At 58.1% G+C, this 21126-nt stretch carries 21 protein-coding genes; 7 read left to right on the top strand and 14 right to left on the bottom strand.

The window, feature by feature from the left end; genetic code table 11:
- Window positions 1–38: 38 nt before the first annotated feature.
- The 4 genes from CAK78_RS18560 to CAK78_RS18545 all read right to left on the bottom strand — a co-directional run bounded on the left by CAK78_RS18560 (window position 39) and on the right by CAK78_RS18545 (window position 4459).
- Window positions 39–1243 (bottom strand): IS3 family transposase gene (locus tag CAK78_RS18560; RefSeq protein WP_094698261.1). Its coding sequence is split into 2 segments (ribosomal slippage): window positions 39–925 and window positions 925–1243, totalling 1206 coding nucleotides; the frame shifts between segments, so codons are not numbered across the junction.
- Between the two features lie 265 nt (window positions 1244–1508).
- On the bottom strand, window positions 1509–3032 hold the full coding sequence (locus CAK78_RS18555; RefSeq protein ID WP_094698258.1) for a type I restriction-modification system subunit M: 1524 nt from the start codon (window positions 3030–3032) through the stop codon (window positions 1509–1511).
- A 3-nt stretch (window positions 3033–3035) separates the two neighbouring features.
- The gene (gene dinD / locus CAK78_RS18550; RefSeq protein WP_094698257.1) at window positions 3036–3872 is read right to left on the bottom strand and encodes a DNA damage-inducible protein D; all 837 of its coding nucleotides are present in this window, start codon (window positions 3870–3872) and stop codon (window positions 3036–3038) included.
- The gene (locus CAK78_RS18545; protein WP_254924828.1) at window positions 3869–4459 is read right to left on the bottom strand and encodes a restriction endonuclease subunit S; all 591 of its coding nucleotides are present in this window, start codon (window positions 4457–4459) and stop codon (window positions 3869–3871) included. The genes dinD and CAK78_RS18545 overlap by 4 nt, the downstream gene beginning before the upstream one ends.
- Window positions 4460–4707: 248 nt before the next feature.
- Here CAK78_RS18545 and CAK78_RS18540 point away from each other — a divergent pair, with 248 nt between their 5' ends.
- Genes CAK78_RS18540 through repC form a run of 3 tightly spaced genes read left to right on the top strand, consistent with a single transcriptional unit; the run spans window position 4708 to window position 6728 of the window.
- Complete coding sequence (locus CAK78_RS18540; RefSeq protein ID WP_094698255.1) at window positions 4708–5043, top strand: helix-turn-helix domain-containing protein; 336 nt, start codon at window positions 4708–4710, stop codon at window positions 5041–5043.
- 7 nt (window positions 5044–5050) lie between these two features.
- Window positions 5051–5902, top strand: coding sequence for a helicase RepA family protein (locus tag CAK78_RS18535; RefSeq protein ID WP_254924827.1), 852 nt, complete (start codon window positions 5051–5053; stop codon window positions 5900–5902).
- On the top strand, window positions 5889–6728 hold the full coding sequence (gene repC / locus CAK78_RS18530; protein ID WP_094698253.1) for a replication protein C, IncQ-type: 840 nt from the start codon (window positions 5889–5891) through the stop codon (window positions 6726–6728). Before CAK78_RS18535 ends, repC begins: the two co-directional genes overlap by 14 nt.
- 114 nt (window positions 6729–6842) lie before the next feature.
- Here the strand turns inward: repC and CAK78_RS22905 are convergent, their stop codons facing one another.
- The 10 genes from CAK78_RS22905 to CAK78_RS18485 all read right to left on the bottom strand — a co-directional run bounded on the left by CAK78_RS22905 (window position 6843) and on the right by CAK78_RS18485 (window position 14675).
- On the bottom strand, window positions 6843–7016 hold the full coding sequence (locus tag CAK78_RS22905; protein ID WP_176452851.1) for a hypothetical protein: 174 nt from the start codon (window positions 7014–7016) through the stop codon (window positions 6843–6845).
- Between the two features lie 6 nt (window positions 7017–7022).
- Window positions 7023–8162 (bottom strand): site-specific integrase, encoded by a 1140-nt coding sequence (locus CAK78_RS18525; protein WP_094698252.1) that lies wholly within the window; start codon window positions 8160–8162, stop codon window positions 7023–7025.
- A gap of 162 nt (window positions 8163–8324) precedes the next feature.
- Window positions 8325–9686, bottom strand: coding sequence for a tRNA uridine-5-carboxymethylaminomethyl(34) synthesis GTPase MnmE (gene mnmE, locus CAK78_RS18520; protein WP_094698251.1), 1362 nt, complete (start codon window positions 9684–9686; stop codon window positions 8325–8327).
- A gap of 109 nt (window positions 9687–9795) precedes the next feature.
- Complete coding sequence (yidC, locus tag CAK78_RS18515; RefSeq protein WP_094698250.1) at window positions 9796–11442, bottom strand: membrane protein insertase YidC; 1647 nt, start codon at window positions 11440–11442, stop codon at window positions 9796–9798.
- A gap of 5 nt (window positions 11443–11447) precedes the next feature.
- Entirely contained in the window at window positions 11448–11696 is a 249-nt protein-coding gene (gene yidD, locus CAK78_RS18510) for a membrane protein insertion efficiency factor YidD (RefSeq protein WP_010635605.1), read from the bottom strand.
- A complete protein-coding gene (gene rnpA, locus CAK78_RS18505) occupies window positions 11663–12022 on the bottom strand; it encodes a ribonuclease P protein component (RefSeq protein WP_005307159.1) in 360 nt (119 codons plus the stop codon). The genes yidD and rnpA overlap by 34 nt, the downstream gene beginning before the upstream one ends.
- Entirely contained in the window at window positions 12022–12156 is a 135-nt protein-coding gene (rpmH, locus tag CAK78_RS18500; protein ID WP_005307156.1) for a 50S ribosomal protein L34, read from the bottom strand. The genes rnpA and rpmH overlap by 1 nt, the downstream gene beginning before the upstream one ends.
- 269 nt (window positions 12157–12425) lie before the next feature.
- Window positions 12426–13160: an amino acid ABC transporter ATP-binding protein gene (locus tag CAK78_RS18495; protein ID WP_005307149.1), complete on the bottom strand. Its 735-nt coding sequence runs from the start codon at window positions 13158–13160 to the stop codon at window positions 12426–12428.
- Window positions 13161–13247: 87 nt separating this feature from the next.
- Window positions 13248–13916 (bottom strand): amino acid ABC transporter permease, encoded by a 669-nt coding sequence (locus tag CAK78_RS18490; protein WP_094698249.1) that lies wholly within the window; start codon window positions 13914–13916, stop codon window positions 13248–13250.
- Window positions 13917–14675 carry an amino acid ABC transporter substrate-binding protein gene (locus CAK78_RS18485; protein ID WP_005307144.1) on the bottom strand — a complete coding sequence of 253 codons (759 nt, stop codon included), beginning with the start codon at window positions 14673–14675 and terminating at the stop codon, window positions 13917–13919.
- A gap of 313 nt (window positions 14676–14988) precedes the next feature.
- Here CAK78_RS18485 and dnaA point away from each other — a divergent pair, with 313 nt between their 5' ends.
- From dnaA to gyrB, 4 genes are all read left to right on the top strand, one after another.
- The gene (gene dnaA / locus CAK78_RS18480) at window positions 14989–16359 is read left to right on the top strand and encodes a chromosomal replication initiator protein DnaA (RefSeq protein WP_005307141.1); all 1371 of its coding nucleotides are present in this window, start codon (window positions 14989–14991) and stop codon (window positions 16357–16359) included.
- Between the two features lie 83 nt (window positions 16360–16442).
- Window positions 16443–17546: a DNA polymerase III subunit beta gene (gene dnaN / locus CAK78_RS18475; protein WP_005307138.1), complete on the top strand. Its 1104-nt coding sequence runs from the start codon at window positions 16443–16445 to the stop codon at window positions 17544–17546.
- 2 nt (window positions 17547–17548) lie between these two features.
- The gene (gene recF / locus CAK78_RS18470) at window positions 17549–18652 is read left to right on the top strand and encodes a DNA replication/repair protein RecF (protein WP_094698248.1); all 1104 of its coding nucleotides are present in this window, start codon (window positions 17549–17551) and stop codon (window positions 18650–18652) included.
- Window positions 18649–21060: a DNA topoisomerase (ATP-hydrolyzing) subunit B gene (gyrB, locus tag CAK78_RS18465; protein WP_017766631.1), complete on the top strand. Its 2412-nt coding sequence runs from the start codon at window positions 18649–18651 to the stop codon at window positions 21058–21060. The genes recF and gyrB overlap by 4 nt, the downstream gene beginning before the upstream one ends.
- Window positions 21061–21126: the final 66 nt, after the last annotated feature.

Genomic DNA, 21126 nt, shown 5'->3' with positions numbered 1-21126 from the left:
GTGGATTTGACCCCATAGATCCAGACACTCTTTCCCGCTTAGGGTTGTGATACCCGACTGCGCAGATATTCCCGAGGGGAACGATACCCCAAGGCGCTGTGCGGGTGGTGCTCGTTGTAATGCTCGAACGCGATCGCCAAATTGCCTACCGCTGTTCGGCTATCCGGTTTCGGCATCATCTCGATATAGTCTCGCTTCATCGTCTTCACGAAGCTCTCCGCGATACCGTTGCTCTGTGGACTCCTCACCGCCGTTGTTCTGGGCTCCAACCCGATTTCTCGTGCGAACGCGCGGGTCTCATGGGCCCGGTACGCCGAGCCATTATCTGTCAGCCATTCCACCGGCGAGGCCGGCAACACATCCCCGAAGCGACGTTCGACCGCGCGCAGCATGACATCTTGTACCGTGTCACTGTCGTAACCCCCGGTGCTGGCAGCCCAGTCCAAGGCTTCCCTGTCGCAGCAGTCCATGGCGAAGGTGACTCGTAGTTTTTCGCCGTTATCACAGCGAAACTCAAAGCCATCCGAGCACCAGCGTCGATTGCTCTCGTTGACGGCGACACGCCCCTTATGTGCCTGCTGAGCCAAGGGAACCGCCGGTTTTCTTTCCAGCAGCAGGCCATGATCGCGCATGACGCGATATACCCGCTTGGCGTTGACGACGGACAGTCGCTGGGCCTCTGACTGACGTCGTAACAGCGCCCAGACTCGCCGATAACCATAGGAGGGGAGCTCTGCCAGCGCGCCCATGATCCGGGCAAGCAAGGCGCTGTCATCGCGTTGGCGATGCTGCCGGCCATCTCGCCAACCAGGTTTTCGATGAACATGAACGGATAGCTGCGCACGCGATACACCAAGGGCTTGGCTCACCGCCCCTAATCGTCGTCCCCCGGCAACAAGGGCGCATGCGCAATCCATTTTTTTGCTCGACCAACCTCCACAGCTTCTTTGAGGATCTCGTTCTCCATGGTCTTCTTCCCGAGCAGTCGCTGGAGTTCTCGGATCTGCTTGATGGCAGCAGCCAGCTCTGAGGCTGGAACAACATCCTCACCGGCGGTGATCGCGGTGAGAGACCCTTCCTGGAATTGTTTGCGCCATTTGAAGAGCTGGTTGGCGTTGACATCGTGCAAGCGCGCGACATGAGAGACGGTCATACCGGGCTCAAAGGTCTGCTGCACCATGGTGATTTTTTCTTGCGGAGTCCGGCGTCGACGGCGCTCGGCTCCTGTTAACACTTCGACCATCTTCTCGTTGCGACTAGTACTGAACATAGTTCCAAGACTACCTCTTAAGTTAAGAGGGGCGAAGTGTCTGGATCTTCAAGGGGCTAATCTACACAGCCTCCATGCGAGCCAAGAATATCTCTTTACGGGTTTTACGGCGTTTGCCATTGAACTCGCAGTCCGCGAAGGTGAGCTGGTGACTCATGCTGAACCTCATCCCTGATGCCAAGTGGGGTTCATGATCTCACATCAAGGACTTTTTCGCACTTTCCTTAGACTCCACCCCTTAGGCACCATAACCTAGCTCCTCCAGATACTTGGTCATCTCGGTTTCCAGCTCGGTCAGTTGTGTTTTGAGTTGTTCACGCTCGGCGCGCACAGCCATCAGGTCGATCTCTTCCTCTTCTTCAAAGGTATCGACATAGCGGGGGATATTGAGGTTGTAGTCGTTCTCTTTGATTTCTTCGAGACTGGCTACGTAGGCGTATTTGTCGACATTGGCGCCGCCATTGTAGGTGGCGACGATTTTCTTGATGTTGTCGTCGGTGAGCTGGTTTTGGTTTTTACCTGGCTTAAAGTCGCGGCTGGCGTCGATAAACAGCACTTTGTCGTCGAACTTGTCTTTACGGAACACCAGGATAGCGGCGGGAATGCCGGTGCCGAAGAACAGCTTTTCCGGCAGGCCAATCACCGCGTCAAGTAGGTTTTCGTCAATCAGTTTTTGGCGGATTTTGCCCTCGCTTGAACCCCGGAACAGCACGCCGTGGGGCACCACTACCGCCATGCGGCCGCTTTGGGGTTTGAGGGTTTCAATCATGTGCAGGATGAACGCATAGTCGCCTTTGGTTTTTGGCGGTACGCCCCGGCGAAAGCGGCTGAACTTGTCGTGCTCGGCTTCGTCGTGACCCCATTTATCCAAGGAGAACGGCGGGTTAGCGGTGACGATATCAAACAGCATCAGCTCGCCGTTTTTATCCAGCAGCTTGGGGTTACGGATGGTGTCGCCCCATTCGATTTTGTGGTTGTCTTCGCCGTGCAGGAACATGTTCATCTTGGCCAGTGACCAGGTAGAGCCAATAGCCTCCTGGCCATAGAGGGCGTATTGCTTACTGCCGTGGTTGGCCACCACTTTGCGGCCACACTTCATCAAGAGGGAGCCAGAACCACAGGCCGGATCACAGATGCTCATGCCGGGCTCGGGAGCCAGTAGCTCGGCGATGAGGTCTGAGACCTCCGGCGGGGTATAAAACTCACCGGCTTTCTGGCCGCCGCTGGCCGCAAAGTTTTTGATGAGATATTCGTAGGCGTTGCCGATCACATCCAGGGTGCCAACGCGGCTGGGCTTGAGGTTGAGCTCAGGCTTGGCAAAGTCTTCCAGCAGATGACGCAGAATGGTGTTTTTCTGCTTTTCTTCACCCAGCTTGTCGGTGTTAAACGAAATGTCCTGGAACACGCTTTTGCCGGCGTCTTTGAGTTTGGTGCCGTTGGCTTCTTCAATGGCGTGCAGGGCTTGGTCAATGCGCTCGCCGTTACCGGGTTCATGGCGGCGATCCCAAAGGGCGTAGAAGCTGGATTGCTTGGGCAGCACAAAGCGCTCGTTTTTCATCATCTCTTCGATGAGCTGTGGCTCGTCACCGTATTCGGCTTTGTAGTCGTCATAGTGGTCTTGCCATACATCGGAGATGTACTTCAAAAACAGCATGGTGAGGATGAAGTCTTTGTAGGTGTCGGCGCTGATGGTGCCGCGAAAGGTGTCACAGGCGGCCCACAGGGCTTTGTTAATGCTGTCTTGGTTGATTTTGTCGGTCACTGCTTAATCCTCTGACGATGTGTCCTGCAGCTTTTTGGCGGCAGATTCTATTTGTTTGATGCTGTTGTCCGGTGTGGGCAGGTTCTCGGGCATGGTGCCCCCCAACTCGGCTATGGTTTGGCGTACCTTTCGGCCAACCTCGAAGTGCGTTTCATTGGCCTGGCGTTTGCCCTGAACCTGATCGCGGCGCAGCTTTTCTTCTGTTTGGGTGGCGCGAAAGAGGTTGGCAGCCAGCTCGGTGGAGCCCATGTGATCCAAGATCTTCTGGCTTTTCTTCAGCCCTTTTTTGGCGTGAATGGCCTTTTGGTCCAGGCCGCCGTACAGGCCCTGATAGCCGTGGTTTTGGAAGATAGCGAAATCCAGGCCTGTTGCCACACCCGCCTGCTGTGCCGCTTCGACCAGTTGCTTGTTATGCTCTTTCAGTTCGTTACGCAGGAATAGGCGTTTCTCGTCTTCCCTTAGTTGCTTGAAGGCTTCGTCGTCGGCGAGCTCCTGGCGGCGGGTCTGTACGGCAAAGTAGGTTTGCCCTGCTGCTATGACGGGTTTGGATGGATCGCCATTTTGTACCACCAGGTAGCAGGCGTAACGGGAGAGCTGGATATCATCTAGGGGGCGTTGTGAGCCTGAGCCCAGAGCAACCATTTTGGTGGTATCAACGAAATGGTCTGCAATGGCATGGCCACTGCTCTCACAAGCCTGTTTGGCTTTCTGGATAACATTGAGGAAGTTTCTCCAGTCTTTGTAATCCAGTAGTGGTGCCAGTGCTCTGGCCGACCAAAACTCGCTCCCGTCTGAGCTGATCACCTTTAATGCCTCGAAGGACTCGTGCTGCTTGTTCATGACCCTACCTCCTTGTTGAATAAGTCTGCGGCTATGGCATTCATCATGCGCTCGCCGTTCTCGATGAACTTTTCTAGCAGCCGCTGTTCTTCGCGCAGGGTATGGGCCATGGCGATGATACCGCGTTGCCTGGTGAGTGGCGGGACTGCGATGGGGGCCTCTTCCAGCACGGTACGGCGAATGCTCTTGGTGAGGGTGCCTTCGGCATGCAGTTCGAAGTAACGCTGGCAGGGCAGCTGATTGAGCTGCCAGGCAAGGAATTCCGGTATCAGTGCATCAGGTTGTGGCCGCACCACATAAAAGTGAGGGGCCGCAACAGCTGGCATTAGGGCATGCCGGGTATCCACCAGTACGGCATAGTTTTGGTTGCCTCGCGCCGCGACCAGAATATCCCCGGTTTGCAGCCAGTACGGCGCTTTCTTGCCCGTTGCTTCACTGCGCACGCAGTTCATCCAATCGACACCAAACACTGACGAGGTGTCTTTCATCTGCACCACGGTCAGATTCCCCTCGGGATACTCAGGGATCTTGCCGCGAAACGGATAACCGGCGCTGATTGTGGCTATTTGATGCAGCTTTAATCTCACAAAAATTCTCGTCATCGTTAATGATGCTTTAGCCAGTGTCTATGATGAGACTCTGTTCCGTCAATACAAAACCCGATATTTTTTGCATCAATGACGATGAACTTTGATGTGTGACTTTCACATGTGAAAGTTTTCCCTCCGCAAAAAACGCTCCTGGTGCCCAAATCGGACAACTACAGCGACGAGGATTTCGCCAGGCCCCCGGTACGCTCTTGCATGCTGATGTTTGTAACTAGGAGATCATCTGCATGCGTGAGCAAAATCCGTCAGTTTACAGCGATCCTAACGGGGCAATCCTGAAAGAGCTCCATGAGCTGAAACAGCTGGTGCGCCAGCAGGGGCAGGCGCACAAGGAGGTGCTTTGTGCCGAAGAATGTGCCGAGCTGTTGGGGGTGTCGGTTGGTTATGTGTACCGGCTGACTAGCGAAAAACGCCTGCCGTATTACAAGCCCCAGGGTAAGAAGATCTACTTTAAGCGTGATGAGCTGCTGGACTGGTTGCTCTCTCACCGTATCTCCCCAGACGCAGAGCTCTCCGAGCATGTAGCCAAGCACGTGCGGCAAGCCCGCAATGGGCGGCTGTGAGGCGGGTGTGGCGCAGGATCTCATTGCATCTCACTGGCCCCTGGATCTTCAGGCGGCCTTTACGGAACCTCCCAAGCCAATTGATTTTGTCCTGCCGGGGCTGCCGGTGGGCTGTGTCGGGGCCTTGGTGTCACCAGGCGGTGCCGGTAAATCCATGCTGGCACTGCAGTTGGCAATGCAGATAGCCGGCGGACCGGACTGCTTTGAGCTTGGCAAGCTGGAACAGGGAGCTGTGCTCTACCTGCCTGCCGAGGATCCTCTGCCGGTGTTACATCACCGGTTATTTGCCTTGGGTCAGAACCTTGATGCAGGGCAGCGTGCGGCGCTTGAGTGCGACCTTAGGTTGATACCGCTTCAGGGTGCTAGCCCCAACCTGTTGGATAGCCAATGGTTAGATGTGATTGCCCTTTGGGCTGAGGGCGTGAGGTTGATAGTTATCGACACCCTGCGGCGCTTTCACGATGCCGACGAGAACGCGACCTGTGCCATGACGCAGGTGCTGGGTCAGCTGGAGCGGCTGGCCATGGGGCAGGGATGCGCCGTGCTGTTTTTGCACCACACCAGCAAGCTGGCCGCCTTCCAGGAGGTTGGCGATCAGCAGCAGGCCAGCCGTGGTTCGTCTGTGCTGGTAGACAATGTGCGTTGGCAGGGCTACCTCGCCACCATGACCAGGAAGGAGGCGCAGCAGCTGGGGGTATCAGCGGAGCAGAGCCAGCACTATGTGCGGTTTGGGGTCAGTAAAAGCAATTATGTGCCGCCGTTACCAGAGCGCTGGCTGATGCGGGGAGAGGGCGGCGTGCTGAACCCCGTCAGGTTGGACGTAACACGCCGAGCGGGAGGCAAACGTGCCTTGCTTTGAATTGACCCATGCCCGGCACGACCATATGCACTGTCTGGCGCCAGGATTGTTCAGAGCTATCTCTCCTGGCCAGCGCCGCCGAGACAAGCTGGATGTGGTGTATCGATTCGGTGGGGGCAATCAGATTGAGTTTTCCGGGCCAGAGCCGCTGGGTGCCGATGACCTTCGCGTGCTTCAGGGGCTGGTTGCCCTGGCTGGGCTTGAATCACAAAGTTGCAAGATTGAGCCTGTTGCGCAGGGTGAAACCGGAGAGATACTGCGAGACCTGCTTCAGCTTCGTGGGACTGCCGACCAGCAGGATGTCTTGGTGGTCAAAAGCAGCCTGCGCAAACTGGCCAAGGAGGTTGGCTACGCCAACCCTCGTGACACCAACACGGTGCGCCGCTGTGTCGAGCGGTTGTGGAAGGTGTCGGTGATAGCGCAGGTGTCAGGCCAGCGCAGCGGTTTTCGCCTGCTGGCGAACTATGTCAGCGACGCCCTGACCGACGGGCTCTTTGTGGCGCTCAATCCTTTGCTGACCTCCGCCATTATGGGCTCTGGCCGCCATGTTCGTATCGACATGACAGAAGTGCGGCGCCTGAAAGGCAGCATTGCCAGATTGTTGCATCAGCGGCTATGTGCCTGGGTGGATGGTGGTCAGAGTAGAGTGGTGCAGTTAGACACTTTGGTTGCTTATATTTTTCCTGAGGAAGCCAGCATGGCTACCCACCGCAAGCGGCAATCGCGAGTCCGTAAGGCATTGGGTGAGCTAGCCGAATTGGGCTGGTTTATCAGCGAACGTTCCAAGGGGCGGTTCACCATAGGCCGGCCAGCGCTATCACGATAATGGTCACAGACCATCACGAAAGTGGTCACAAAGTTCACGATATTGGTCACAGGCCTAATCAGTTAAACCCAGGTGCCACTTGGGCTGCAGGGCGATCCTGAGATCCGATCTAGATTATCTAAGATCATCTACGCCAGCGCTGGGTGGCGCCGGCGCTTTTGTTGGCTCTTCCTGGCCAGGTTCTGCCTCTTTTGGTAACTGGCCAAGCAACTGCTCCGCCTGCTGCCTAGCGGCTGCAATTACCTCAGGCTTTTCACTGGCCAGAATTTCTTCGAGGGTGCGTCCCATCTTCTATCACTCCAATACGTTGGGAAAATCGAGCATGGCATCTCTACGCCGCGATTCAAGGATGTCGGCATAGATCTCGGTAGTTCTCAGCTCACTGTGCCCCAGCAAGCGGGAGAGGGCATAGATATCGACGCCACGGTTAAGCTGGATGACGGCGAAGGAATGGCGTGCGCTGTGGAAGGTGACCTTCTTGGTTATACCCGCCTGCAATGCCCACCGGGTGAGTTCCATGTTGTGCCAGGCCGAGTATTTCAGGCCCTTGAAGATCCGCTCAGATGTCTTGCCTGGGCGCCCCATCAGCTGCATCGCCATGTCATTCAAATCCAGGTATTGCAGGCCGCTGGTCTTCTTCTGGGTGAAGACGATTCGGTAATGGCCGTAGAAGGGCTCAAGCTCTGCCCAGGTCAGCTTGTGAATGTCGGACCAGCGCAAGCCAGTGCAGCAGGAGAAAAGAAAGGCACGCTTAAGAACGTCGTAGCGGCACTCGGCCTGGGCCAGGGCTCGTACCTCGTCTTCGGTCAGGTAAACGCGCTTGTTCTTCTCTCCCTGGATGGCTTTGACACGCCGTACCGGATTATCCGGTAGCAGCCGCTCCTGCTCTGCCTGGTTCAGGGCTGCCCTCAACTTGTTGAAATAGGCACTTTGAGTGTTGCGGCTCAGTGGCGTGCCGCTTTTGGTGCGGGCCTTGTGCATCAGGTAATGCCGAAACCCCTCCAGGAACAGCTGATCTACCTCCTCGAAAGTCAGCTCCGGCAGTTTATGGAACTGGCGCAAATGCTTAAGGGTAGACACCCAGATGGAATGGTTGCTCTTGCTGCCTGCCGCCTTTTGGTCGGTCACTTCCTGGAAGTACTCAAAGAAGCTGGCCTTGTGGGCGTTCGAGATATCCAGGTGGTGTTTGCCGGTCTCGTATTCGAAGAGCCGCTTGGCGCGGATGGCTTCGGCTGCTCGCTGGGTTTCTTTGTTGTGAAGCCGCTGTGCCGGGGTACGTGGCTTGTCGTACAGGAAGAGATCCAGGCTCTCTCTGCTGCGCTTGTGCTTGCGGATGCCCGTGGTTGGGTCAAGGTAGGAGCCGGCGTAGTAGGTTAAGCGCGCAGTGCGCTTGCCTTCGGCGTCCGGTGCGCGGTATTCGATGCTGATCTTCATGAGTGTCCCCCAAAAGTACCCCAAGAGGTTACTTCGGGGTACTCTCGGGGTAAATTCTCACGAAACAAGATCAGGCAAGAACAGCCAGTAAAAAACAAAGTCCAGCATTTACAATGTCTTATGTTCTTTCTGGCTGCTTTTTATTGCTGATTTTTCACCACATTACTTGCCGATACAGAAGCTGGAGAAGATGCGACCCAGCAGATCGTCGGAGCTGAATTCGCCGGTGATCTCACTGAGTGACTCCTGCGCCAGGCGCAGCTCTTCGGCCACCAGCTCGCCGGCCACGAACACCTCCAGCTGCTCCTTGGCCACCAGCAGCCGCTCGGCGGCGCGCTCCAGCGCATCCAGATGGCGGCGGCGGGCCATGAAGCCCCCCTCGGTGTTGCCCTGGAAGCCCATGCAGGCCTTCAGGTGCTCGCGCAGGGCGGGCAGCCCCAGCTCGGTCTTGGCGGAGATGCGGTAGACGGCGTGGCCCAGCTCCTGACTCGGTGCCAGATCTTCGCCGGTCAGGTCGGCCTTGTTGCGAATGACGGTGAGGCCGATCTTTTTTGGCAACCGATCAACAAATTCCGGCCAGATCTCCCGCGGGTCGACCGCATCCGTGGTGGTGCCATCCACCATGAACAGCACCCGATCGGCCTGCTCAATCTCGGCCCAGGCACGCTCGATGCCGATCTGCTCCACCTTGTCCTGGGTGTCGCGCAGGCCGGCGGTGTCGATGATGTGCAGCGGCATGCCATCCAGATGAATATGCTCGCGCAGCACGTCGCGGGTGGTACCGGCAATCTCGGTGACGATGGCGGACTCGCGCCCGGCCAGGGCGTTGAGCAGGCTCGATTTGCCGGCGTTGGGGCGACCGGCGATCACCACCTTCATCCCTTCCCGCAGCAGGGCGCCCTGCTTGGCTTCGCCGCGCACCGCATCCAGTTCGTCCATGATGGCGTAGAGATCCCCCGCCACCTTGCCGTCGGAGAGAAAATCGATCTCCTCGTCCGGGAAGTCGATGGCGGCTTCCACATAGATGCGCAGCCTGGTGAGGCTCTCCACCAGCTGCTGGATCTTGCCGGAGAACTGCCCCTGCAGGGAGTGCATGGCACTGCGGGCGGCCTGCTCGCTGGAGGCTTCAATAAGGTCGGCGATGGCCTCGGCCTGGGCCAGATCCAGTTTGTCATTCATGAAGGCGCGCTCGCTGAACTCGCCGGGGTGGGCAGGGCGCAGCCCTTTTATCTGCAGGATGCGGCGCACCAGCATGTCCATGATCACCGGGCCGCCATGGCCCTGCAGCTCCAGCACGTCTTCGCCGGTGAAGCTGTTGGGGGCCTTGAACAGCAGGGCGATACCCTGATCCAGCGGCTGGCCTTGCTCATCCCTGAACGGCAGATATTCGGCGTAACGCACCCGGGGGAGCTTGCCGAGCACTATCTCGGCGACCTGTTCGGCGGCGGGGCCGGAGACGCGGACTATGCCGACGCCGCCACGGCCGGGGGCGGTGGCCTGGGCCACGATGGTATCTGTAGTCATCTTGCTTGGCTCATTTGTTCGCTGATGGTTCACAGCTGTGGGGTCATTGTAATAAAAAAGGCGGCCCGAAGGCCGCCTCTTTTGTCATCCATCTTGCCATCGGGAGCGATTAGCTGCGGGTATGCAGGCCTTTCTTCTCCAGCTGACGATAGATGATGGTCTGCTGGGTAATGGAGATGACGTTGCTCACCAGCCAGTACAGGGTCAGACCTGCCGGGAACCAGAGGAACATGAAAGTGAAGATGATCGGCATGAACTGCATCACTTTCTGCTGCATCGGGTCGGTAATGGTGGTCGGGCTCATCTTCTGCAGATACCACATGGAGGCGCCCATGAGGATCGGCAGTACGAAGAAGGGGTCCTTCACCGACAGGTCGGTGATCCACAGGGCGAACGGCGCGTGGCGCAGCTCGACGGACTCCATCAGTGCCCAGTAGAGGGCGATAAAGATCGGCATCTGCACCAGGATCGGCAGACAGCCACCCAGCGGGTTGACCTTCTCCTTCTTGTACAGCTCCATCATGCCCTGAGACATCTTCTGGCGATCGTCGCCGAAGCGCTCGCGCAGGGCGGCCAGCTTGGGCTGCAGCATGCGCATCTTGGCCATGGAGGTGTACTGGGCCTTGGTCAGCGGGAACATGACGCCACGCACCAGCAGGGTCAGCATGATGATGGCCAGACCCCAGTTCTGGACGAAGCCGTGGAACACGGTCAGCAGCCAGTGAAGCGGTTGGGCGATGAACCAGAGCCAGCCGTAGTCGACGGTCAGGTCGAGGTGGTTGGCCACCTTGGCCATCTGGTCTTGCAGCTTGGGACCGACCCACAGCTTGCTGGTCACTTCGGCCTGCTGGCCGGCAGCGATGTCAACCAGCGGCGCCTTGTAGCCGATGATGGCCTGGTCTTTGCTAGGGATCACGCGGCTGTAGAAGCTGTTGGTATCGTCGGCATTCGGTGCCCAGGCGGAGACGAAGTAGTGTTGCAGCATGGCGACCCAACCACCCTTGGTGGTCTTGTTCAGATCGGCATCCTTCATCTCGTCGAAGGTGTACTTCTTGTAGCGGGTATCTTCGCTGGAGAAGGCACCACCGCGGTAGGCGCTAGCCACCATGGCGTGACCCTGCTGGTCTTTCGGCGTGGCCACGGTCTGCTTCAGCTGACCGTAGAACTGCACCTGAACCGGCTCGGCAGACTTGTTGTCGATCTTGTAGTCGACGCCGACTGCGTAGTCACCACGCTTGAGGACGAACTCCTTGGTGAAAACCACGCCCTTGCTGTCGGTCCAGGTCATCGGGACGACGACTTGATCCTGACCGTCGGCCAGCTGGTAGCTGGTCTGGGCGGCTTCATAGGTGGGACGACCCTGGGGCTGGCTGTCCGGGCCATTGCGACCCACCAGACCGCTCTGGGCAACATAGAGGTGCTCAGGCTGACTGGTCAGCAGTACGAACGGTTGATCCTTGCCTTCTTCCAGCTTGTGGGCCAGCAGTTCGGCAGAGACGATGTCACCACCCTGGGTATCCAGGGTCAGCTTGAGCACGTCGGAGGTGACGGTGATCAGCTTGCGTGCGGTGTTCGCGTTGGCTTGCTCGGAAACCTGAGGAATATCACCGGTCTGACCGGCTTCAGGTACGAAATGTTCGGTTTGGGCCACGGTAGTCGGGGCCGGCTTCGGAGCCTTGTCGGACTCCCACTGTTGCCAGAGCAAAAAGCTCACGAACAGCAAACCGATCAGGATGAGATTGCGTTGTGATTCCATAGTCTTCAGTTTCTTCGCTTTGGTTGCGGAACCGGGTCATAACCACCCTCGGATAAGGGATGGCATTTTAATAGACGTTTGCTGGCTAACCAAACGCCTTTTATGAAACCGTGAAGTCGGATTGCTTCTATCGCAAATTGGGAACAAGTCGGGGTGAAACGGCAGCGCGGCCCGAGCAGCGGGCTAATGATTAGCTGATACAGGCGTATCAGTTTGACAGCTACCCATTGCAACGGCGTGACAGAGTGCGCCATAGCTTTTCCAGTAACTTGAACAGTTCCTCGTTATCCATCTCCTTCACCCCGGCCTTGGCGATCACGACGATGTCGATAGCGGGCAGATTGGCTTGATTGAGGCGGAAACTTTCCCGAACCACCCGTTTTACACGGTTGCGCCAGACGGCACGCTTGAGTGCTTTTTTGGGCACGGCGAGACCAAGGCGAGGGTGTTCGAGCGAATTGGGAGAGGCGAGAAGTGTAATCTGCGGAGAAGCGGCCCGGACAGGCTCGGCGAAAACGCGTTTGAAGTGTTCGGGAGTTAACAGACGTAACTCCCGAGAAAAGGCGTGCTGGGTAGGCATTAGACTACCAGGCGGGCACGACCCTTGGCACGACGAGCGGCCAGAACTTTACGACCGTTGGCAGTTGCCATGCGGGCGCGGAAACCGTGAGAGCGCTTGCGCTTCAGGTTGGACGGTTGAAAAGTACGTTTCATGATTCGATTCCGTATTTCTGTACAGTTTTGATTGTCACACTTAGCCGACGCGCCAGCTATAGCGTGTGACGACTAGCAAAAGAGGCCGAATTCTAAACAGAGTTCGGCTTTTAGTCAATCCGCCGTTCCCTCCCATCCTGCCCCGACCTTGAAAAGGTCTTGGGCGAACGTGAGGATCCGAAGGATCAAGGGCTCCGGATTATACTGGCAACCCGGGGTTTAACAAGGATCCTCCAATAAAAAAGGCGGCAATGCCGCCAAAGAGAGAGCTATTTAAGCACTTTGCGCAGGAACTCCCGGGTGCGGGGATCCTGCGGATCGACCAATATCTGATCCGGCGGGCCCTGTTCCACGATCCGGCCCCCCTCCATGAAGATCACCCGATCGGCAACATCTCGAGCAAATTCAATCTCATGGGTTACCACCACCATGGTCTGGTGCTGGCGAGCCAGCTCCTTCATCAGGCCCAGTACTTCGTCGACCCATTCGGGATCGAGGGCCGAGGTGGGCTCGTCAAACAGGATCACCTTGGAGTGAGCCGCCATGGCCCGGCCGATGCCGACCCGTTGCTGCTGGCCGCCCGACAATGAGGCCGGATAGGCGTCCTGCTTGTCGGCGAGACCTATGTCCTTGAGGATGCCGAGGGCGGTGGCACGGGCCTCAGCCTTCGGCTGTTTCCAGACGGTGATCAGCCCCTCGGCGATGTTGTCCAGCGCCGTCTTGTTGGCAAACAGGGCATAGTTCTGGAACACGAAGGAGGCGCGCTTGCGCAGTTCGATGGCCTGCTGCTCGCTGGCCTTGGCCAGGTTGAGTTGCAGATCGTCAATGGCGAGGGTGCCCGTGTCGGGAGTCTCCAGCAGGTTGAGGCAGCGCAGCAAGGTGGACTTGCCGGTGCCGGAGGGGCCGATGATTACGACGATTTCCCCCTTTTTCACCTCCAGATCGATGCTGTTCAGCACCTGATTGCCGTCATATGCCTTGGAGAGGCCGGTTAGCTTGATCATGATGGCCCTCCTTTAAACAGGCGCAGAGTTAAAACGGACTTCCGGCGTGCATTGCAAGCGGGTCGGTTGCGTTGTCATGGCAAACCCCTAATAGGCACGGTTGAGCCGCACTTCCAGCAGATGCTGCAGGCGGGTAAAGAAGATGACTACCACCCAGTAGACCAGGGCCACCGCCATGAAGCTCTCGAAGAACTTGAAGGAGGAGGAGGCTTCCATCTGCGCCTTGCCCATGATCTCGGCCACCCCCAGGGTGAAGGCCAGCGAGGTGCTCTTGATCATGTCGATGAAGTAGTTCATCAGGGACGGCGTGGCGATGCGGGCCGCCTGCGGCAGTATGATCCGCTGCATTGCCTGGTAACGGCTCATGCCGATGCTGAGGGCAGCTTCCATCTGGCTCTTGTGGATGCCAATGATGGAGGCGCGGATCGACTCGGCCATGTAGGCGGCAAAGTGCAGGGTCAAACCGACGATGGCGGCGGTGAAGGCATCCATTCCCACGAAGATGGGGAACAGCTGCGGCAGCCCGTAGTAGAGCAGGAACAGCTGGACGAGCAGCGGTGTACCCCGAAAGAACGAGATATAGAGCATCGCCAGCCAGTGGATCACGGGAACGCGAAAGACCCGTACTATCGCCAGGGCCAGCGACAGTACGAGTGCCAATGCGAATCCCCACAGGGCCATCTCCATCGTGGTGCCCAGATACTTGAGCAGGATGGGAAACAGCCCCAGCGTGTATTCGAGGTCAAATGCCATCATTTATTTGTCGGTGATGTCGGAAGCGAACCATTTTTCAGAGATCTGACGCAGGGAACCGTCCTTGCGCATGGCGGTGAGGGCGTCATCGACCTTCTTCAGCAGTGCCTGCTTTTCCGGGGTCTTCAGGAAGGGCAGGGCGTTCTCGATGGTTTCGAACGGTGCGCCGGCCTGTTGTAGCGGCAGCTTGGATTCCTTGATCAGCTGGGCGGTGGAGACGCGGTCCATCACGAAGGCATCGATGCGGCCCAGGGCAACGTCCTGCTCGAAGGCGGAGTCATAGGTGCGGATGTCGATCTTCTTGTTGGGGTCGTTCTTGCGCAGCAGCTCTTCGAAGTTGGAGCCCAGGTTCACCGCGACCTTCTTGCCTTCCAGATCCTTGATGCCGTGAATGGTGCTGTTGCCCTTGCGCACCACAATCTGGGCGCCGTCATAGACGTAGGGCTGGGAGAAGGCGTACTTGGCCTTGCGCTCGTCGGTGATGGTGATCTGGTTGGAGATGGTGTCGACGCGGCCGGTTTCCAGCATGCCGAACAGGCCGGAGAAGCTGGCGGTCACGAACTCGACCTTGTAGCCGGTGCGCTCGCCGATCTGGTTCCACATGTCCACTTCAAAGCCCTGCAGCTTGTCCTGCTTGACGAAGGTGAACGGGAAGTACTTGCCGGACATGCCGACCTTGATGGTTTCTTGGGCGATGGCTTGACCGGACAGGGCGGCCAGCAGAATGGCGGCGCCGGAGACCAGCTTGATGGATGACGTCATGGTGATTCCTCTCTCTCTGTAGTTCTGTATTTTTAGTTGTAAACGCTGGGGTTGCGCTGATGTTATTGGAATAAAACATAAAGAATAAATGATATTTGGTTATATAAAATAACCGCTTCAGGTCTGGATCTTTGGTGCATCGGTGACGGGATCGGGCTGTGGGTAACTTTGGGGATGAAATCAGATCCACGGCTGCTGGATCCTTGAAAGTCAAGGATCTTATTTGCTGGATCCGCGAGGTCGCGGCTAGAGATCCAGCCGCTAAAAACGTAGAATAGCCGGTCTTTAGTTAATCAATCGACGGGAGTTTAGAGTGACTGCTTCGCTATGGCAGCAGTGCCTTAACCGGCTGCAAGATGAGTTGCCCTCGGCAGAATTCAGCATGTGGATCCGGCCGCTTCAAGCGGAGTTGAGTGACAATACTCTGACCCTGTATGCACCGAATCGTTTCGTTCTGGACTGGGTTCGAGACAAGTATCTCATCCGGGTGAACGGCATCATCAATGAGCTCTGCGGAGTCGATGGCCCCACCCTGCGTTTTGACATCGGCAATCGTCCCCATCCCGTCGCGGTGGCCAGGGCGCCGGCGCGGGGTGCGGATCCTGTGAATAACTCGCAGAAGAGCTGGGAAAGCAAGGCCGAGGCCAAGCCCGAACCGAACCACAAGAGCAACACCAACGTGAACTATACCTTCGAGAATTTCGTCGAGGGTAAGTCCAACCAGTTGGCCCGTGCGGCTGCCCGTCAGGTGGCTGACAATCCGGGCGGGGCCTACAACCCGCTGTTCCTCTATGGCGGCACCGGTCTGGGCAAGACCCACCTGCTGCATGCCGTCGGCAACGCCATCAAGGAGCGCAAGCAGGACGCCAAAGTCATCTACATGCACTCCGAGCGGTTTGTGCAGGACATGGTGAAGGCGCTGCAGAATAACGCCATTGAAGAGTTCAAGCGTTATTACCGTAGCGTCGATGCCCTGCTCATCGATGACATCCAGTTTTTCGCCAACAAGGAGCGCTCCCAGGAGGAGTTCTTCCACACCTTCAACGCCCTGCTCGAAGGCAACCAGCAGATCATCCTGACCTCGGATCGCTATCCGAAGGAGATCAACGGGGTGGAAGATCGTCTCAAGTCCCGCTTCGGCTGGGGCCTGACGGTGGCGATCGAGCCGCCTGAGCTGGAGACCCGGGTTGCCATCCTGATGCGCAAGGCGGACGAGAACCAGATCCACCTGCCGGACGAAGTGGCCTTCTTCATCGCCAAGCGACTGCGCTCAAACGTGCGCGAGCTGGAAGGGGCGCTGAACCGGGTGATCGCCAACGCGAACTTCACCGGTCGCGCCATCAACATCGACTTCGTGCGCGAAGCGCTGCGCGATCTGCTGGCGTTGCAGGAGAAGCTGGTCACCATCGACAATATTCAAAAGACGGTGGCGGAGTACTACAAGATCAAGCTGGCGGATCTGCTCTCCAAGCGCCGTTCCCGCTCCGTTGCCCGTCCACGCCAGCTGGCGATGGCGCTGGCCAAGGAGCTGACCAACCATAGCTTGCCGGAGATAGGTGATGCCTTTGGTGGTCGTGACCACACTACCGTGCTTCATGCCTGCCGCAAGATCGAGCAGCTGAAGGAAGAGAGTCACGACATCAAGGAAGACTATTCCAACCTGATCCGTACCCTTTCTTCCTGATGACGGAACTGAGTGCACAGATGCAGCTTGAACATGCCAACCTGATCCGAAACCTTTACTCCTAATCACAACGGAGAGCACAGATGCAGCTCGAAATTAGCCGTGAGGCCCTGTTACGTCCTCTGCAACTGGTGTCCGGTGCCCTGGGTGGCCGACCGACCCTGCCGATCCTCGGCAATGTGCTGCTGGATGTCAGCAACGGTCTGCTGTCACTGACCGGGACCGACCTCGAAGTGGAGATGATCGGTCAGGTCTATCTCAACAGCGACAGCCAGGATGGCCGCACCACAGTACCGGCGCGCAAGCTGCTGGATATCTGTCGCGGTCTGCCGGAAGGGGCGGACATTCGCCTCAATACCGAAGGCGAGCGCCTGATCATCCGTTCCGGCCGCTCCCGCTTCAACCTGTCGACCCTGCCGGCCACCGAATACCCGAACATCGAGGATTGGGAATCCGTGCTCGAGTTCGACATCGGCCAGCTGGAGCTGAAAAAACTCATCGACGCGACCCAGTTCTCCATGGCCAGCCAGGACGTACGCTACTACCTGAACGGCATGCTGTTCGAGAGCGAGGGCCATGGCCTGCGTACCGTGGCCACCGACGGTCACCGGCTGGCGACCTGCCGCCGCGAGGTGGTGAGCGAATCGCTGCCCGATCATCAGGTTATCCTGCCCCGCAAGGGCGTGCTGGAACTGGTGCGCCTGCTGGAAGCGGAAGACAAGCCGGTACGGCTGCAGATTGGCCGTAGCAACCTGCGCGCTGCGCTGGATGGCTTCATCTTCACCTCCAAGCTGGTGGATGGTCGCTTCCCGGACTGGCGCCGCGTCATTCCGCGCAACAGCGACAAGGCCCTGATCGCCGGCCGTGAGGATCTGCGCCAGGCCTTTGCCCGTGCCGCCATTCTCTCCAACGAGAAATTCCGTGGGGTGCGTCTCAATCTGCAGGAAAACCTGCTGCGCATCACCGCCAACAACCCGGAACAGGAAGAAGCCGAAGAGCTGCTTGACGTACAATACGAAGCCGGCGAGATGGAGATTGGTTTCAACGTCTCTTATGTGCTGGACGTGCTGAATACGTTAAAATGTGACCAAATCCGGATCAGCCTGAGCGATTCCATCAGCAGCGCCATTATTGAGGATTTTGACAGTCAGGATGCTCAGTACGTGGTAATGCCGATGCGGATCTAGTCGTGTCCCTGGTCAAACTCCAGCTCAGCGACTTTCGCAATATCCAGCAGGCCAGTCTCGCGCTGTCACCCGGCCTCAATATCCTGGTCGGGTGCAACGGCAGTGGCAAGACCAGTGTGCTGGAAGCCATTCACTACCTCGGTCTCGGTCGCTCCTTTCGCACTCACCTGACCGGGCGGGTCATCCGCCAGGGGGAGAGGGCGTTTACCCTGTTCGCCCAGTGCGAACTGGAGGGGCGCCAGGTGCCCATCGGCCTCGCCAAGGACAAGAGTGGCGAGACCCAGCTCAAGATCGCCGGTGCCCAGGCCCAGCGCCTGGCCGAGCTGGCCGAGCTGCTGCCGGTGCAGCTGATCCACCCGGATGGCTTCAACCTGCTGACCGGCGGGCCCCAGGCTCGCCGGGCCTGGCTCGACTGGGGTGTTTTTCATCAGGAACCGACCTTCTTCTCCCTGTGGGGACGGGTACGGCGGCTGCTGAAACAGCGCAATGCACTGCTGCGCCAGAGCACCCAGTATCGCCAGTTGGCGTTCTGGGATCAGGAGCTGGTGCGGTTGGGGGGAGAGCTGGCCGAGTTTCGCGCCAGTTATTGTCAGGCCATTACGCCCCTGATCAAGGAGATGACGGCGGACTTTTTGCCGGAATTCGACATCAGCCTTGGATTCTATCGAGGCTGGGAAAAAGATACCCCACTCAATCAGTTGCTGGAGGCGGGGTTTGAGCGGGATCGGACGCTGGGTTACACGGGCGTTGGTCCGCAGAAGGCCGATGTGCGCCTCAAGGCGAACGGCGTGCCCGCTCAGGATATTTTGTCCAGGGGTCAGTTGAAGTTGTTGGTCTGTGCCATGCGACTGGCCCAAGGGCTCTATTTGAATCAACATAGCAGCCGTGGCTGTATTTTTTTAATTGACGATTTTGCCTCTGAACTGGATGTCGACAAGCGCCGCTTGCTGGCCGCAAGGCTGAAGCAGTGTGCGTCCCAGGTGTTCATCACCGCCATCGACACCGGTCAGCTCGCAGACATGATGGATGCGAATGACTGCAAGTTGTTCCACGTGGAACAAGGCAAGATCTCCGAAACGTTAGAGAAGGCAGAGAGTAAGCTATGAGTGAAAATACTTACGACTCCTCGAATATCAAGGTACTGAAGGGCCTGGATGCGGTCCGCAAGCGCCCGGGGATGTATATCGGCGATACGGATGATGGCTCGGGCCTGCACCACATGGTGTTCGAAGTGGTCGATAACTCCATTGACGAGGCGCTCGCTGGCTACTGCTCCGATATTCAGGTCAAGATCCACTCCGATGGTTCCGTCTCCGTCCGTGACAACGGCCGTGGCATTCCTGTCGACATTCACCCGGAAGAGGGTCGCTCCGCCGCAGAGGTCATCATGACCGTGCTGCACGCCGGCGGCAAATTCGATGACAACTCCTACAAGGTGTCCGGCGGTCTGCACGGCGTAGGCGTCTCCGTGGTAAACGCGCTCTCTGACAAGCTGCTGCTGACCATCCGTCGCAACGGTCACGTCTACGAGCAGACCTATCACCTGGGTGAGCCGCAGGCTCCGCTCAAGCAGATCGGCGATGCCACCACCACCGGGACCGAAGTGCGCTTCTGGCCGAGCCCGACCATCTTCAGCGACACCCTGTTCCACTACGAGATCCTGGCCAAGCGTCTGCGCGAGCTCTCCTTCCTCAACTCCGGCGTCTCCATCCGTCTGATGGACGAGCGTGACGGCCGCGAGGCGCACTTCTGCTACGAAGGCGGCATCAAGGCGTTCGTCGAGTACCTGAACCAGAACAAGACCCCGATCCATCCGAAGGTGTTCCACTTCACCACCGAGCAGGACGGCATCGGCGTCGAAGTGGCTATGCAGTGGAACGACGCCTATCAGGAAGGGGTCTACTGCTTCACCAACAACATTCCGCAGCGTGATGGCGGCACCCACCTGGTGGGCTTCCGTACCGCGCTGACCCGTACCCTCAACTCCTACATGGACAAAGAGGACTACAGCAAGAAGGCCAAGTCTGCCGCCAGTGGCGACGACGTGCGTGAAGGTCTGATTGCCGTTATCTCCGTCAAGGTGCCGGATCCCAAGTTCTCCTCCCAGACCAAGGACAAGCTGGTCTCTTCCGAAGTGAAGACCGCTGTCGAACAGGCGATGGGCGAGAAGCTGGCCGACTTCCTGCTGGAAAACCCGGGCGATGCCAAGATCGTGGTCAACAAGATCATCGATGCGGCCCGTGCCCGTGAAGCGGCCCGCAAGGCCCGCGAACTGACTCGCCGCAAGGGTGCGCTGGATATTGCCGGTCTGCCCGGCAAGCTGGCCGACTGTCAGGAAAAAGACCCGGCGCTCTCCGAACTCTACATAGTGGAAGGGGACTCTGCTGGCGGTTCCGCCAAGCAGGGTCGCAACCGGAAGAACCAGGCCATCCTGCCCCTCAAGGGCAAGATCCTGAACGTGGAGAAAGCCCGTTTCGACAAGATGATCTCCTCCCAGGAGGTGGGCACCCTGATCACCGCACTGGGCTGTGGTATCGGTCGCGACGAGTACAACCCGGACAAGCTGCGCTATCACAACATCATCATCATGACCGATGCGGACGTCGATGGTGCGCACATCCGTACCCTGCTGCTGACCTTCTTCTATCGTCAGATGCCTGAAATCATCGAACGTGGTTATGTCTACATCGCCCAGCCGCCGCTCTACAAGGTGAAGAAGGGCAAGCAGGAGCAGTACCTGAAAGACGAGGATGCGCTGCTGCAGTACCAGACCGCCATGGCGCTGGATGGTGCAACCCTGCACGTCAACGAGTCCGCTCCGGCCATCGGTGGCGAGGCACTGGAGCGGCTGGTCAACCAGCATCGCGCCGTGACCCACCTGATCACCCGCATGTCCCGCCGTGCGCCGGAAGCCGTGCTGACCCAGCTGATCTATCAGCCGGAACTGAACGAAGCACTGCTGACCAGCGAGAGCGATCTGCAGGCCTGGTGCCAGAGCATGGAAGCCGTGCTCAACGAGAGCAACCACGGCATCCAGTACCAGATGCAGGTGCGCCGCGATGAAGAGCGCCGTCTGTTCGTGCCGCACGCCGTGGTGCGTCAGCACGGCGTCGACCGCGAATACCCGATCAGCTACGACTTCCTGCAATCCTCCGAGTACCGTCAGCTGGTCTCGCTGGGCAAGGAGATCGCCAACCTGATCGAGGAAGGCGGTTACATCAAGCGTGGTGAGAAGGTGAAGCCGGTCGCCAGCTTCGTCGAAGCGGTCGAGTGGCTGATGGGCGAAGGCAAGCGCGGCATCTACATCCAGCGCTATAAAGGGTTGGGTGAGATGAACCCGGATCAGCTGTGGGAAACCACCATGGATCCGGAAGCCCGTCGCATGCTGCGCGTCACCATCGATGATGCCGTCGGTGCCGACCAGCTCTTCTCCACCCTGATGGGTGACGCAGTAGAGCCGCGTCGTGACTTTATCGAGACCAACGCCCTGCGCGTAGCCAACCTCGACGTCTAATCGACGCAGTCAGACAGCAAAAAGCCGCTCCCTGTGAGCGGCTTTTTTACATCCCCTGTCTGCGCC

The organism is Aeromonas sp. A35_P (assembly GCF_002259925.1).
GTDB lineage: Bacteria > Pseudomonadota > Gammaproteobacteria > Enterobacterales > Aeromonadaceae > Aeromonas > Aeromonas dhakensis.
The sequence above is the reverse complement of the archived record's forward strand: the minus strand, read 5'-3'. Positions and strand labels throughout refer to the sequence as shown.